Consider the following 14,954-nt stretch of genomic DNA (forward strand, 5'->3'; position numbering starts at 1 on the left):
GCAGCCGCGGCCGGCGGGTGACCGCGCCCCACCATGACGCGACACCGCCAGGAGCGGCAGCGAGGGCAGCAGAGCACCGCTCCCCGTACAACGGGTCCGCGGTGGACGCCCCACCAGCGGCTCATCCGAAGCCGGGCAACGGCGGAAACGGAGCCGAGCACACCGTGACATTCGACATCGACGACCTCCCTTCCTACGAGGAGCTGCTGCGCCGGACCGACGCCCCGCCGGGCTCGACCTGGTCGCTGTTCGGACCGGACGACCAGCTCGGCACCCTGAACCTGCTGCGCGCCCAGTCCCTCACCGCCGCGGCACAGGAGGTCCGCACCGGTACGGCGTTCTCGCTCGACCTGCCGTCGGACACGATCACGCCGTCGCTGACGGCCACCCGCCGGCCGGCCGAGCATCACATCTTCCAGCGCACCCCGTTCCACTTCGACGAGTGGCTCGACGGCTTCTACCCGCAGTACGGCTCGCAGCTGGACGGGCTGTGGCATGTCGCCCACCCCGACCACGGCTTCTACAACGGCGCCGACCCGCGCCACTGCGCTCCCGGCAACCGCCTGCTCAGCATTCACCACTTCAGCGCCCTTCCCATCGCCGGCCGCGCGGTCCTCCTGGACGTCGAACGCCATCTGCGTGACCAGGGACGGCCCATCGACCACGCGGCGGGTCAGCCCATCACCGCCGACGATCTCGAGAGCACCCGCATCGCGCAGCGGACCACGATCCGGCCCGGCGACATCCTCCTCATCCGCTTCGGCTGGCTCCACTGGTACCGCACCACCGCGAGCCCCGAGACACGCGCGGGCCTGGCAAGCAATCCGGTCCACCCGGGGCTGGTGCAGTCCCACGAGATCGTGGGCTGGCTCTGGGATCACCGGATCAGCCTGGTCGCCGCCGACAACTTCGCTCTGGAGTGCTGGCCGGCCCAGTCCGACAGCCCCTTCCTCAGCGACGACGAAAGGCACCACGGACACCGCGACGCAAGCACAGGAATCATGCACCGCGCCCTGCTGGGCCTGCTGGGCCTGCCGATCGGTGAACTCTGGGACCTCGACGCCCTGGCCGCGGCCTGCGCCACGGACCACCGCTACACCTGCCTCCTCACCGTCGCCCCGCTCCCCCTGGTCGGTGGGATCGGATCACCCGCAAACGCCACCGCCCTGCGCTGACCCGGACGTCACGCAGCTCCCGACGTGCCCGCAAAGAGGGGGATCTGACAGATGGTCGGCTACACCTGGGCGGAGATCTCCTCCATTTGCTGCTGCAACCGCCGCACGCCCGAGAGCCAGCGGTCGGTGTCGGTGGCGCGTCCCGCGTAGTGATCGCGCACCTCGGGGTGGGGGAGGATGAGGAACTGCCCGTCGGCCAGCGCCTCCGCCGCGGTGTCGGCGACCTCCTCGGGGGTGAGGACCATCCCGCCCAGCGCCTTCGCGGCGGGGTCGCTGCGCTCGTACATCTCGGTGCGCACCCCCATCGGGCACAGTGCCTGAACGGTGATGCCCCGGTGGGCGTAGGTGGCCGCGAGCCACTCGGCGAAGGCGAGCGCACCGTGCTTGCTCACCGCGTACGGCGCGGCGGCGGGGTGGGTGAGGAGGCCCGCGGAGGAGACCGTGGCCAGCAAGTGGCCCCGCCCGCGTTCGAGCCACGGCCCGAGCAGCTCCCGGACCACCCGGACATGGCTCATCACATTCACCTGCCAGACGCGCTCCCAGACCTCCTCCGGCGCGTCGGCCCCGCCGCCGGGCTCGATACCGGCGTTGGCGCAGAACAGGTCGATCTCGCCGAGGTGCGTGCGGGCGGCGGCCACCAGGGCGGCCACGTCCCGCTCGGCGGAGGCGTCACCGAAGACGGCGAGACCGCCGACCTCCTCGGCCACGCGGGCCGCGGCGGCCGCGTCCAGGTCGTTCACCACCACACGGGCGCCCGCCGCGGCGAACCGGCGGGCGAGCGCGGCACCGATACCCGAACCGGCTCCGGTGACAACGACGCCTGCGTCCTTCAGCTCCATGACGGCAGCTCTCCTGTGGTCGTGGCGGGTGAGGGGGCGGACCTCATTCGTCCGCCACCTTGAGCACGAGCTTTCCGGTGTTGTCGCCCTTGAACAGCCGCAGCAGAGTCTCGGGGAACGCCCGCACGCTGCCGTCCACCACGTCCTCCAGCGACCGCAGCTTCCCGGCCGACAGCCACTCGGCCAGCTCTGCGGTGGCTTCGGGGTACCGGCCGGCGTAGTCGAAGACCACCATCCCGGTCATGGAGGCGCGGTTGACCAGCAGCGACATGTAGTTGGCCGGGCCCTGGACCCGGTCGGTCGCGTTGTACTGCGAGATCGCACCGCAGATGACGACACGGGCCCCCCGTGCCAGACGGGTCAGCACGGTGTCGAGGATGTCGCCGCCGACGTTGTCGAAGTAGACGTCCACGCCCTCGGGCGCCACCTCGCGCAGGGCCTTGCGCACATCCTCGGACTTGTAGTCGATACAGGCGTCGAAGCCCAACTCCTCCACGACCAGACGGCACTTGCGCTCACCACCGGCGATGCCGATGACCCGGCATCCCTTGAGCTTGGCGATCTGGCCGACCACGCTGCCGACCGCCCCGGCCGCGCCGGAGACCACGACGGTCTGTCCGGCCTCGGGCCGTCCGATGTCGAGCAGACCGAAGTAGGCGGTCATGCCCGGCATCCCCAGGACGCCCAGGTACACCGGCAGCGGCGCCAGCGCCGGATCGACCGTGGTCAGGCCCTGGCCGTCCGACAGGCAGTACTCCTGTACGCGGAGCGTGCCCGACACATAGTCGCCCACGGCGAACCGCGGGTTGCGGGAGGCGATCACCTGGCCCACGCCGCCCGCGCGCATGACCTCCCCGATCTCCACGGGGCGGATGTAGGACCTGCCCTCGTTCATCCAGCCGCGCATGGCCGGGTCCAGCGAGAGGTAGATCACCCTGATCAGCAGTTCGCCCTCGCCCGGCTCGGCGACCGGCTCCTCGACGTACTCCCAGTCGGTGGGCCTCGGCAGCCCGACGGGTCGTGCGGCAAGCCGGTACTGGTGATTGATGCGGCTCATCTGGACGCTCCTCGGCTGTCGGCGCTGACCCGTGTGTGGGCGGTCCGGTCGGTGCGGCTGCGTATGGGGGGCCCGCCCGGCCGTGGCGGTGACCGGGCCGGCCTCGTCCACGGGCACACCGACTGGTCGGTATGAACAGCGTGAGATTAGCCCCGGGGTGCGGCGCCGGGCAAGGGTGTCACCGGTCGCGGACCGGCCCGGCCGTCGTGCCGGGCCTCGTCCGCGAGAACGGCCCACGGGGCCCTCGCCGCACTCGGCGTGGGGCTGGGTGATCCCGTGGGGGTGTTCACGATCCCTCAGCGGCCGACGACGACCGTCTGCGGGCAGCGGCCAGGTCCGTCAGCTCGGCTTTCCTGATCTTTCCCGTAGTGGTGAGCGGCAGTTCGCTGACCAGTTCCACGAGGGGCACCTTGTAGACGGCCATGGTGCCCCGCGCCCACGCGGACAGCTCCGGCGCCGTCAGCGCGCTGTCCGGGAGGGTGCGCACGAACGCGTAGGGAAGCTGGCCGCGCTCCGGGTCGTCGACCGGGACCACCGCCGCCGCCACGACCTCCGGATGGCGGCCGAGCAGCGTCTCGACCTCGGTCGGGAAGACGCTCATCCCGTTCACCTTGATCATTTCCTTGGCGCGGCCCAGATAGTGCAGCAGGCCGTCCTCGTCGAGCAGACCGATGTCCCCGGTGTGCAGCCAGCCGTCGCGCAGGACCTCCGCGGTGGCGGCGGGCTGCCGCCAGTAGCCGGTCAGGAGCGAGGGCCCGCGGATGACGATCTCACCGCGCTCGCCGAGCGGCAGCGGCTGCCCGGTGACGAAGTCCACGACCATGACGTCGGTGCCGGGGACGGGCAGACCGCAGAAGACCGGTTCGGTGAGCAGGTCGCGGTCCTCGTCCTGGAAGCCGAGGGTCCAGGTGTCACTGGTGTGGGTCTCGGTCATGCCGTACGAACCCTCGCGCAGCACGCTGTGCGGGCCGGCCGCGTCCGCCCAGCGCTTCCGCAGCGACGGGGTCAGCTTGCGGATGAACGACACGGTCAAGGGGGCGGTGAGACTGCTCAGATCATGCCGGGAGAAGTCCGGCAGGCCGAGCATCTCCAGATAGTTCTCCACGGTCCCGGCCATGACGCTGACCTGGTGGCGCTCGATCGCGGCGAGCGCGGCGGCCGCGTCCCAGCGCGGGAGGAGCACACTGGTACCGCCGCTGATCAGGGGCGCCAGGATGCCGAGGTTCTCGCCCGCGATCCAGAAGACGGGCAGATAGCAGAGGTAGACCGCACCCTTTCCGGTATCGGGGGCCAGGGTCCCGGAGTCCACGGCCGCCGCGGTGTAGAGCATGTGCCGCTGAGTGTGTTCGCACCCCTTGGGCATGCCGGTGGTCCCGCCGGTGTAGTTGAGCGCGGCGAGCGCGTCCAGATCCCGCGCGCAGCGCCCCAGGCGGGGGTGGGCGAGAGCCTTCGCCCAGGGGCCGGCCGGCGCGCCGGGGAGCATGTCGGAATCGGTCGTGACCAGCACCCGCCGCACCGGGGTGTCGGCGCGCACGGCCTCGAGGCCGGGGGCCAGGGTGTCCTGCGCGATGACCACCTCGGGCCCCGCGTCCCGCAGTTCGTGACGGAGTTCGGCCTCCTTGAACATCGGGTTCACCGGTACGTGGACGGCGCCCAGCCGTAGCACCGCCAGCATCGCCACGATGAACTGCGGGCAGTTGGGGAGGTAGACGCCCACCCGGTCGCCGGGGCGCACGCCGGCCTGGCCGTCCAGCCATCCGGCGAGCCGGTCGGCGGCCTCGTCGAGCTGTGCGTAGCTGATCACGGCGGACCGGAAGACCACGGCCGGCCGGTCGGGGGCCTCCTGCGCCCAGTGGTGTACGCAATCGGGCACCGGCACCTCACCGGCGCGGTAGCGGAGCCCGGCGGGAAGCCCGGGCGGGCGGATCCGGTCCTGACGCCGGCGGACGTCGTCCAGGTACGCCTCGTACGCGGCCTCGTGGTCGTACTCTTCCTCGGCTTCGGTCTCGACACGCATCGGCGGCTCACTTTCTGCCTCGCGGAGGGACTCCCAGAAGGTGCAGATACATCGCGGTCAGGTCGCGCACGGCCTGGTCGCGCTCGCGGGGGGATTCGGCGATCAGCTGGGCGAACCGCGCGTTCATTCCGGCGACCGCCCTCGCCACCGCCAGGGGCGCGGCGGCGGGCGCAGCTTTGCCTTCCCCGACAAGACGGCGGACATAGCGGGCCATGCGGTGCATCGGTCGCTCCTGGATCTCCTGCCACACGGCCTGGACCAGGTCATCGACCGGGGCCTGCTGCTCGATGAGCCCGAGCAGGGGCAGATGCGCGACATAGGCGTCGAGGAAGGCCGCGACGGTCGCTTCGGCCAGGGCGTGGGCGTCGTCCACGTCCACCCCGGGGATCTCCTGCGCGGCGAGGAAGGCGTCCCGGGCCCGTACCGCGAGTTCCCGGAAGACCTCTTCCTTGGAGGCGAAGTAGACATAGAAGCTCGCCCGGGACAGCCGCGCCTCGCCGGTGATGTCCGCGACCGTGGTCCGGGCGTAGCCGCGCCGGGCGAACACCGCCTCCGCCGCGTCGAGGAGCAGCGTGCGGGTGCGGGCGTCCCGTCGGTCGCGCGCCGTACGGATCGCCCACTGCCGCTGTGCTCCGCGTGTGCCGTCTGCCACGCCACGGAGCATATTGACGTTGACGTCAATGTCAATCACCATGACCGCACCGCAATCGCATCGCACCGCCGCCTCTGCGTGAAGGAGCCCTCATGGGGTCGCCAGCCGTGCTCGTCGCCAACCGCGGAGAAGTCGCCGTCCGTGTCTTCCGGGCCGCGGCCGAGACGGGAATGCGTACCGTCGCGGTCTACGCCGAGGACGAATCCGACGCGCTTCACGCGGAACTGGCCGACGAGGCCTATCCGTTGCCAGGCGCGGGCCCGGCCGGGTATCTGGACGGTGAGCGGATCCTGGCCGTCGCCCGGCGCGCCGGATGCGAACTGCTCCACCCCGGCTACGGATTCCTCAGCGAGAACGCCGCCTTCGCCGCTCGCTGCGCCGCCGAGGGAATCGGCTTCGTCGGGCCCCGCCCCGAGGTGCTGGAGCTGTTCGGCGACAAGGCGCGGGCGCGGGAGCTGGCGGCCGGGCTCGGGGTGCCGGTGCTGCCCGGGACCCCGGGCCCCACGACCCTGGCGGAGGCGCATCAGTTCCTGGCCTCCCTCGGGCCGGGCGCCGCCGTGATGGTCAAAGCGCTGGGCGGGGGCGGCGGCCGGGGGATGCGCGCGGTGCGCGGACCGGCGGAACTGGACGAGGCGTGGGAACGCTGCGGTTCGGAGGCGGCGGCCGCCTTCGGGCGCGGCGAGCTGTACGTCGAGCGGCTGCTGACCGGAGCCCGTCATATCGAGGTGCAGATCGCCGGTGACGCGACGGGCGCGGTGACCCACCTGTGGGAGCGCGACTGCTCCATCCAGCGGCGCCACCAGAAGCTCGTCGAGATCGCGCCCGCGCCGGGGCTGCCACCGGACATCCGGGACCGGCTGCTGGCCGCGGCGCTGCGGATGGCCGAGGCGGTCGGCTACGAGGGTCTGGGCACCTTTGAGTTCCTGGTCGGGGAAGGGGAGTTCCACTTCATCGAGGCCAACCCGCGGCTCCAGGTCGAGCACACCGTCACCGAGGAGGTGACCGGCACCGACCTGGTGGCCGCGTCGCTGCGGCTGGCCACCGGGGAGACACTGTCGGACATCGGACTGGGCGGCGGCCGTCCGCCCGCGCCGCGCGGCGTCGCGATCCAGCTACGGGTCAACGCCGAGGCACTCGGTCCCGACGGCGCCTCGCTGCCCTCGGCGGGAACCCTCACCCGTTTCGAGCCGCCGGCCGGCCCCGGTATCCGGGTGGACACCGCGGCCCGGACCGGCCGGCAGGTCGGGGCGCGCTACGACTCGCTGCTGGCCAAGGTGGTGGTGCGGGCCCCGGCCCTCCCGGCCGCCGCGCAGCGGGCGCGCCGGGCGCTCGCGGAGTTCCGGGTGGAGGGCGTACGGACCGGGATCCCGCTGCTGTCCGCGGTCCTGGCGCATCCGGGCTTCACCCGCGGCGGCGCCGACACCGGCTTCGTCCCCCGGCATCTGCCCGAACTCCTCGCGGCCGCGGAGACGGAGCCCGGCGCCGGGTCCATCGCCGAGCCCGGCGCGCGGGCGGCCGGTACCGCCCTCGCGCGGGGGACGGTGGCCGCCCCCATGCACGGGACCGTCGTCGCCGTGGACGCCGCCCCCGGTGATCATGTCCTGGCCGGCCGTCAGGTCGCCGTCATCGAGGCGATGAAGATGGAACACGTCGTCCGGGCGGTCTCGACCGGAACCGTGCGAGGGGTGCCGGTGTCCGTCGGCGACCCGGTCGGTGAGGGAGCGCCGCTGCTCTTCGTGGATCCGGACCCGGAGGACGACGGGCCGGGCGCGGCGGAGCCGGAGGAGCGGCCCGACCCCGACCTCGTACGGGCCGACCTGGCCGAGGCGCGGCGCCGGCACGCCATCGGCCTGGACCCGGCCCGCCCCGATGCGGTGTCGGCACGCCACCGCATCGGCCGCCGCACCGCCCGCGAGAACCTCGCGGACCTGTGCGACGACGGCAGTTTCACCGAGTACGGCGCGCTCGCCGTCGCCGCCCAGCGCCGCCGCCGCACGGCGGAGGACCTGATCGCCTCGACCCCCGCCGACGGCATGGTCACGGGCGTCGCCACGGTGGGCGGCGCTCCGTGCGTCGTGATGTCCTACGACTACACGGTGCTGGCCGGCACCCAAGGGGTCCAGAACCACCGCAAGACGGACCGGATGCTGCGGCTCGCCGAACGCCGGGGACTGCCCCTCGTGCTGTTCGCCGAGGGCGGGGGAGGCCGGCCGGGCGACACGGACACCACGGCCGTGGCCGGTCTGGACATCATGACGTTCCATCAGATGGGGCGGCTGAGCGGACAGGTGCCGCTGGTGGGCATCGCGTCGGGCCGGTGCTTCGCGGGCAACGCGGCCCTCCTCGGCTGCTGTGACGTGATCATCGCGACTCCCGAGGCCACGATCGGCATGGGCGGGCCCGCCATGATCGAAGGCGGTGGGCTCGGGGTGTTCCGGGCGGAGGAGGTCGGCCCGAGAGAGGTCCAGGTGGCGAACGGGGTGGTGGATCTGCCGGTGGACGACGAGGCGGAGGCGGTGGACACGGCGCGCCGCTATCTGTCGTACTTCCAGGGCCCGTTCGGCGACTGGGAGGCCCCGGACCAGCGCTTGCTGCGCCACGCCGTGCCGGAGAACCGCCGCCGCGCCTACGACATGCGCGCGGTCGTCCACGGCTTGGCGGACACCGGCTCCGTCCTGGAGCTGCGCCCGGGATTCGGCCAGGGCGCGCTGACCGCCCTGGTGCGGATCGAGGGCCGCCCGATGGGCCTGCTCGCCAGCAATCCGAACCATCTCGGCGGAGCGGTCGACCGCGACGCGGCGGACAAGGCGGCCCGCTTCCTCCAGCTCTGCGACGCCTTCGGACTGCCGGTGGTGTCGCTGTGCGATACCCCCGGTTTCATGGTCGGCCCGGACGCGGAACGCACCGCGACCGTCCGCCACTTCTCCCGGCTCTTCGTAACCGGTGCGAATCTGTCCGTGCCCGTGGTCGCCCTGATCCTGCGCAAGGCGTACGGCCTGGGCGCCATGGCCATGCTCGGCGGCAGTACCCAGGCGCCGGTGGCCACCGCGGCCTGGCCCAGCGGGGAGATCGGCGCGATGGGCCTGGAGGGCGCGGTGCGGCTGGGCTACCGCAAGGAGCTGGCGGCCATCGCCGACCCGGGCGAGCGCGACCGGGAGTACCAGCGGCTCCTGGCCGAGCTCTACGACCGTGGCAAGGCCGTCAACGCCGCGGCCGCGCTGGAGGTCGACGACGTGATCGACCCGGCCGACTCACGCCGCTGGATCACCGCTGCCGTCGACGGCCGGTACGCGCAGCGGCTCCCGGTCGGCACCCAGCGCCGCCCGTTCATCGACACCTGGTGATGCACCGGCCGATGGGCGACCCGCCGGTGTGCGCCGCCCGCTCCCTCACCACGCGGGGCCCGCACCGCGGGCCAGCAGGCCGGAGACATGATCGGCGCCGAAGCGTACGGACTCCTCCAGTTGACGGCGCCGGGAGGTGAACGTGTCCACCGGAACGGACGTGGCCACGGCCCCCACCACCCGCCCGCTCGCGTGGAAGACCGGCGCCGCCACACAGGACAGCTCCGGCAGGAACTCCCCGACCTCGAAGGCCACGCCCGAGGTGCGCACCGTCCCGAGATGTTCCTCCAGCACGTCGGGCGCGGTGATAGTGGACGGGGTCAGCCGCGCAAGCCCCTGCTCCCGCACATGGTCCCGCCGTCCGGGGGCGGGGAGGAAGGAGAGCATGACCTTGCCGAAGGCGGTGGCGTGCGGGGCCTGGTGGAAACCGATGTCGAGCGGCTCGGCCCGCCGCGCCTCGGGGGAGTCCACCACCTCGGCGACAACGATCTCCTCGTCCCGGAACACCGTGTAGTACGCCGCGGCACCGCACTCCTGGTGTATCCGGTGGAGCGCCCGCGAGACGCCCGGAGTCACCTCCAGCTGCTGACACAGACGGCGGTGCAGACCGGTGAGCTTGTACCCCAGACCGTAACCGCGGCAGTGGTTGAGCCGCACCAGGTAGCCGTCGTGAACGAGCGTGTTGAGCAGGCGGTACGTGGTGGGGAGCGTAACGCCGGCACGGCGGGCGACGGCCTTGGCGGTGATGCCGTCGCCGCCGGCCGCCACCGCCTCCAGGACCGCCAGGGCCCGCCGTACCGATCCGAGCAGATCCCCGGTGTCGACCGCGTAGGTCTCGTTGTCGTGCATGGTGCGCCTTTCCATGGTCCGGGGCGGTCCGGCGTCCCGCCCGCCGACCCAACGGCCGTCGGCCCACCGAGCGTGACCGTCACACCGCGATGGTACGAACTCTGCCCACCATCCTGTAGAGCCAGCCGGCCAGCAGTCCGCCGGTCACCTGGGCGCCGAGGTACACGGGCAGCTGGCTCCACTCGGGGGCCCTGCCGTGCAGCGCCGACACCAGCTCGGGCCCGAGGGACCGCGCGGGGTTGAGTGCCGCCCCGGTGACCGGGCCCAGTACCACCGCGATCGCGAAGACCGCGAACCCGATGGGCAGCCCAGCGAAGCCACTCGGGGCCCGTCGGTCGATCACCCCGAAGACAACGAACACCAGGATCAAGGTGCCCACTGCCTCGGCCATGAACGCCTGGGGAACGGTGGTCGGGGACGTGTACGAGGCGATCCCGAGCCCCAGATGAACGGCGCGGCTGCCCAGCACCCCGACGATCGCCGCGGCACCGGCGACCGCCCCCGCACACTGGGCCAGCACGTATCCAGCGGCATCGCGCCGCCCGATGGCGCCGGTCGCGGCCAGGGCGAGGGTGACGGCAGGGTTGATGTGGCACCCCGAGATATGCCCGATCGTGAAGACGGTGGCCACGACCGCCATGGCGAAGGCGAAAGCGATCACGCCGAGGTCGGCCATGGTGAAGCTGGTTTTCCCGGTCTTCTCCAAAATCAGTGTGACGGGGATCGAGCCCACCCCGAGGAAAACCAGAAAAGCAGTGCCGATGAATTCGGCGAGCAGTTTTTGGAGAAGACTGTTCTCCGTTATGCGCATGCCGGTGGTCACTGTCACCCCGGCTTCACTCTCCTGGAGTGTCGATTCTTGATTACGCACCGGGAACCAGAATTCCCCGGCCCTGAAGCCGACCGTTCGCCAAGTCGTCCATCGCATCCCTCACCGCGTCCAATGGATAGGTGGCGGTGTGGAGCCGCACCTCGCCGCGGGCGGCGAGTGCCATCAGCTCATCGAGGTCGTTGTAGCTGCCGACGAGGTTGCCGACGACATTGATCTCCGCCGATATGACGTCGATGGTCGGGATGTTCACATGCCCCCCGTAGCCGACGGCGAAATAGGAGCCGGCCCTGCGCAGCATGGCGATCCCCTGCGACTCGGTGCCGCGCTCGCCGACGAAGTCGATGACGACGTGCGCGCCCTGCCCGGCGGTGAGCTCCTGGACCGCGGCCACCGGGTCGCCGGTGGCCAGCACCCCGTGGTGGGCGCCGAGGCTCTTGGCGAGTTCCAGCGCCGCCTCGGAGGTGTCGACGACAACGATCTCGGCGGCCGTGAGCGCCACCAGACACTGGACGCCGATGTGTCCCAGGCCGCCCGCGCCGATGACAACGACGGAGGTTCCGGGGTAGAGCAGCGGGACGGCCTTGCGGACCGCGTGGTAGGCGGTGAGACCGGCATCGGCCAATGCCGCCACGTCGGCGGGCTCCAGGCCCGGGTCCAGCTTCACGCACGAGCGTGCGCTCGTGAGCATCAACTCGGCCATGCCGCCGTCGCAGTCGATGCCGGGAAAGGCGCTGGCCGTACAGTGCACATCGTCCCCCGAACGGCAGGGGCGGCACAGTCCGCAGGCCATCAGTGGATGGACGATCACGGGATCGCCGATGGCCAGATGAGAAACTCCGGGGCCGATCTCCTTTACCCAGCCGGCGTTTTCATGCCCCAGTGTGTAGGGCAGCTCCACACCGGACTTCTCCTGCCACTGGCCTTCCACGACATGGAGATCGGTCCGGCACAGACCGGCGCCGCCGATCTGGACGATGACGTCCTGAGGGGAGGAGATACGCGGCTCAGGAACGTCTTCCACAACGGGGTTCTCGTGGTAATGGCTCAACCGTACTGCCTTCATTTCCTCACCGTATTCCGAGACGTAATGGCTGGTGCTGGTGAGGAGATCGTCACGGGTGCACAAGCATGCGGTCAACGGAATGGAACCGGGAAGATTCCGGCTGTTGAAAAACCGGGCAATCCGCCCACGCCGGTCACGCGTCCCTGACCCTTCGCGGCTGCCGCCGCCGACCGGGTATCGCCTGGGTCCTCCCGCGTACCGGCCGGCACCGTCGGGTGACGAAACGAAGGTTCGGGGCAGCGCGACCGCGACCACCCCGCACTCTCGCCCCCGCGCCACGCCGCGGGCCCGGACACCGCGAGACGGCTCACCCGGGATCAGCTACGAGAGTCAAAAAAATTCCGGACGGCGATGTCGAGAACCCGTGACCGGCTCCGTCCCCGTGGTGAACGCGACCACAATGGGTCGCACCAGCACCGAGGAGAACCACGATGGCCAAGTACCTGCTGCTCAAGCACTACCGCGGCGCTCCGGCCGCGGTGAACGACGTGCCCATGGACCAGTGGACGCCGGAGGAGATCTCGGCCCACATGCAGTACATGAACGACTTCGCGGCCCGGCTCGAGAAGACCGGCGAGTTCGTCGACGGTCAGGCGCTCGCCCCCGAGGGGACATGGGTCCGGTACGACGGCGAGGGGCGTCCGCCGGTCACCGACGGACCGTTCGCCGAGACCAAGGACCTGATCGCCGGCTGGATGGTGATCGACGTCGACAGCTACGAGCGCGCCGTCGAGCTTGCCGGGGAGCTCTCGGCCGCCCCTGGGGCGGGTGGGAAGCCGATCCACGAGTGGCTGGAGCTGCGCCCGTTCCTGACCGCGGAGCCCTCGGTCACGGAATGCCCTCATCGATGAACGAGGCTCTGCTCCGGAGCCTCACACCGAGCGTGCTCGGGATCCTCGTCCGCCGCGGAGCCTCCTTCGCGGCGGCCGAGGACGCCGTGCAGGACGCGCTGGTCGAGGCGGTCCGCGTCTGGCCGGCCGATCCGCCACGGGACCCGAAGGGCTGGCTGGTCACCGTGGCCTGGCGCCGTTTCCTCGACGCGGCCCGGGCGGACGCCGCCCGCCGCCGGCGTGAGGACCTCGTCGACGAGGAGCCCGCGCCCGGGCCCGCGCCCGCGGTGGACGACACCCTCCAGCTCTACTTCCTGTGCGCCCACCCGTCGCTGACGCCGTCGTCCGCGGTCGCCCTTACGCTGCGCGCCGTCGGCGGGCTGACCACCCGCCAGATCGCCCAGGCCTACCTGGTGCCCGAGGCGACCATGGCGCAGCGCATCAGCCGGGCCAAGCGCACCGTCTCCGGTGTGCGGTTCGACCAGCCCGGCGACATCGCCACCGTGCTGCGCGTCCTCTACTTGGTGTTCAACGAGGGCTACTCGGGCGACGTCGACCTCGCCGCCGAGGCCATCCGGCTCACCCGGCAGCTCGCGGCCGCGATCGACCACCCCGAGGTGGCGGGGCTGCTCGCCCTCATGCTGCTCCACCACGCCCGGCGCGCCGCCCGGACCGCGCCCGACGGCAGCCTGGTACCGCTCGCCGAGCAGGATCGCGGCCGGTGGGACACGAAGTCGATCGCCGAGGGAGTCGAGATCCTGCAAGCGGCCCTCGCCCGTGACCGGCTGGGCGAGTTCCAGGCCCAGGCCGCCATCGCGGCACTCCACGCCGACGCGCCCACCGCCGAGGAGACCGACTGGGCGCAGATCGTCGAGTGGTACGACGAGCTCGCGCGCCTGACCGACAGCCCGGTCGTCCTGCTCAACCGCGCGGTGGCCGTCGGCGAGGCCGACGGACCGCGGGCCGGCCTGGCGGCGCTCGCGGCGCTGGACGACTCTTCCGCAAGCTCTTCGGGCGGGGGACACCCCTTGCCCCGCCACGCCGCGGTGGCGGCGTACCTCCACGAGCGCGACGGCGACCTGGCGACGGCGGCGCGGTTGTACGCCGAGGCGGCTCAAAAGGCACCCAACCTCGCCGAGCGCGACCACCTGACCCGCCAGGCCGCCCGGCTCAACGCCCGCCGGGGTCGCTGACGGGGTCGCGCTCGGATTTCCCGTCAGCCAGAGCGGTCGCCTCACGGTGAACGGGCAGGCACGACACGTCGCCGACGTTCGGGCTCGCCGAGGCTCCTTCGCGCGGCCGGCGGGCGAGCCCGCCTGACGCGGCACTAGGCCTGGGACCCGCCCCGGTCCGACTCCTCCTCCTGCTCTGCGATCACCCGGCGGAAGCCCCGGACGTGCGCCTCGACCAGCTCTCCCGCGCGGTCCGCGTCCCCGGCGGCCACCGCGTCGTAGATGGCATGGTGCTCCGCGCGCAGTCGGCACACGATCGGCTCCCACTCGTCCTGCCGGTGGAACGCCTTCAGGATCACGTGGCGAGCCGCGCTGCGGACGGCGATGGTCATGTCCGCCATCAGGCGGTTGCCACCGGCCTCGGCGAGCATGACGTGGAAGTCGGTGTCGTAGTCGTTGAACCGTTCCCGCGGCAGATCCGGATCGTCCATCCGCAGCAGCGGCTCCCGCAGGCGGGCGAGGTCCTCCTCGGTGGCCTGCGCCGCAGCCAGACGGGCGCTCGAGCGCTCCAAGGCGGCGCGCGTCTCGAAGACGTCACCCACCGGGAAGTTGGCCAGGGCCATGTGCAGGCGCAGCACCTGACCGAGCGCGGCACCGGGCATCGCGGCGATGACACTGCCCGAATCCGGGCCGGTGCCGACCCGGGAGCGGAGCACGCCCTGTGCCTCCAGCACCCGCAGGGCCTCCCGGATGGCGGCGCGGCTCACCCCTAGCAGCTCGACCAGCTCGCGTTCGGGCGGAAGACGGTCGCCGACGCGCAACGCACCGGCCAGGATCTGCTCCTCGATCCGGGCGAGCACCAGCTCATAGGTGCGCGTACGCGGCACCGGTTCCCAGGTACCTGCCTCTGCCATAAGGACTTCTCCGCCGCCGTCCGTGGTCCCCGTCGGTGATCCGGGCGCGCGTACGGCCCTCACTCCGCGCGCACCCGCTGTGATCTTAGCTTGCGCATCTCTCTCCATGGTCTGACCAAAAGAGAATCGGCGCGGACCCCTGGACACGACCGTGGACGAAACCTAGCCTCTGCATACCAATCTATGGTCTGACCAAACCCTCGCAGCAGA

General features: G+C 71.7%; 12 protein-coding genes. 4 read left to right on the forward strand and 8 right to left on the reverse strand.

All coding sequences use genetic code 11. The features are described from left to right. Window positions 1-164 precede the first annotated feature (164 nt). Complete coding sequence (locus HUT19_RS34565; RefSeq protein WP_176184248.1) at window positions 165-1,175, forward strand: cyclase family protein; 1,011 nt, start codon at window positions 165-167, stop codon at window positions 1,173-1,175. A 59-nt stretch (window positions 1,176-1,234) separates the two neighbouring features. Here the strand turns inward: HUT19_RS34565 and HUT19_RS34570 are convergent, their stop codons facing one another. The 4 genes from HUT19_RS34570 to HUT19_RS34585 form a co-directional block, all read right to left on the reverse strand. Next, entirely contained in the window at window positions 1,235-2,014 is a 780-nt protein-coding gene (locus HUT19_RS34570) for an SDR family oxidoreductase (RefSeq protein WP_176184250.1), read from the reverse strand. A gap of 43 nt (window positions 2,015-2,057) precedes the next feature. Further along, window positions 2,058-3,071 (reverse strand): NADP-dependent oxidoreductase, encoded by a 1,014-nt coding sequence (locus HUT19_RS34575; protein ID WP_176184252.1) that lies wholly within the window; start codon window positions 3,069-3,071, stop codon window positions 2,058-2,060. A 286-nt stretch (window positions 3,072-3,357) separates the two neighbouring features. After that, window positions 3,358-5,088: an AMP-binding protein gene (locus HUT19_RS34580; protein WP_176184254.1), complete on the reverse strand. Its 1,731-nt coding sequence runs from the start codon at window positions 5,086-5,088 to the stop codon at window positions 3,358-3,360. Window positions 5,089-5,095: 7 nt separating this feature from the next. Beyond that, window positions 5,096-5,740, reverse strand: a complete 645-nt coding sequence (locus HUT19_RS34585) for a TetR/AcrR family transcriptional regulator (protein WP_254885933.1) — start codon at window positions 5,738-5,740, stop codon at window positions 5,096-5,098. 92 nt (window positions 5,741-5,832) lie between these two features. On the opposite strand from HUT19_RS34585, the gene HUT19_RS34590 reads away from it, so the two are divergent. Continuing rightward, the gene (locus tag HUT19_RS34590) at window positions 5,833-9,084 is read left to right on the forward strand and encodes a carboxyl transferase domain-containing protein (protein ID WP_176184256.1); all 3,252 of its coding nucleotides are present in this window, start codon (window positions 5,833-5,835) and stop codon (window positions 9,082-9,084) included. 45 nt (window positions 9,085-9,129) lie between these two features. Here the strand turns inward: HUT19_RS34590 and HUT19_RS34595 are convergent, their stop codons facing one another. The 3 genes from HUT19_RS34595 to HUT19_RS34605 form a co-directional block, all read right to left on the reverse strand. After that, entirely contained in the window at window positions 9,130-9,933 is an 804-nt protein-coding gene (locus HUT19_RS34595; protein WP_176184258.1) for an IclR family transcriptional regulator, read from the reverse strand. Between the two features lie 79 nt (window positions 9,934-10,012). Further along, on the reverse strand, window positions 10,013-10,744 hold the full coding sequence (locus HUT19_RS34600) for an MIP/aquaporin family protein (protein WP_176184260.1): 732 nt from the start codon (window positions 10,742-10,744) through the stop codon (window positions 10,013-10,015). 52 nt (window positions 10,745-10,796) lie between these two features. Continuing rightward, window positions 10,797-11,828 carry an NAD(P)-dependent alcohol dehydrogenase gene (locus HUT19_RS34605; RefSeq protein WP_176184262.1) on the reverse strand — a complete coding sequence of 344 codons (1,032 nt, stop codon included), beginning with the start codon at window positions 11,826-11,828 and terminating at the stop codon, window positions 10,797-10,799. A 431-nt stretch (window positions 11,829-12,259) separates the two neighbouring features. Here HUT19_RS34605 and HUT19_RS34610 point away from each other — a divergent pair, with 431 nt between their 5' ends. Together HUT19_RS34610 and HUT19_RS34615 are read left to right on the forward strand one after the other, a co-directional pair. Beyond that, the gene (locus HUT19_RS34610; RefSeq protein ID WP_176184264.1) at window positions 12,260-12,679 is read left to right on the forward strand and encodes a YciI family protein; all 420 of its coding nucleotides are present in this window, start codon (window positions 12,260-12,262) and stop codon (window positions 12,677-12,679) included. Further along, a complete protein-coding gene (locus tag HUT19_RS34615) occupies window positions 12,676-13,851 on the forward strand; it encodes an RNA polymerase sigma factor (RefSeq protein WP_176184266.1) in 1,176 nt (391 codons plus the stop codon). Before HUT19_RS34610 ends, HUT19_RS34615 begins: the two co-directional genes overlap by 4 nt. A 134-nt stretch (window positions 13,852-13,985) precedes the next feature. Here HUT19_RS34615 and HUT19_RS34620 read toward each other — a convergent pair whose 3' ends face one another. Next, window positions 13,986-14,744, reverse strand: a complete 759-nt coding sequence (locus HUT19_RS34620) for a FadR/GntR family transcriptional regulator (protein WP_176184268.1) — start codon at window positions 14,742-14,744, stop codon at window positions 13,986-13,988. Window positions 14,745-14,954 lie beyond the last annotated feature (210 nt).

Source organism: Streptomyces sp. NA02950, from assembly GCF_013364155.1.
GTDB lineage: Bacteria > Actinomycetota > Actinomycetes > Streptomycetales > Streptomycetaceae > Streptomyces.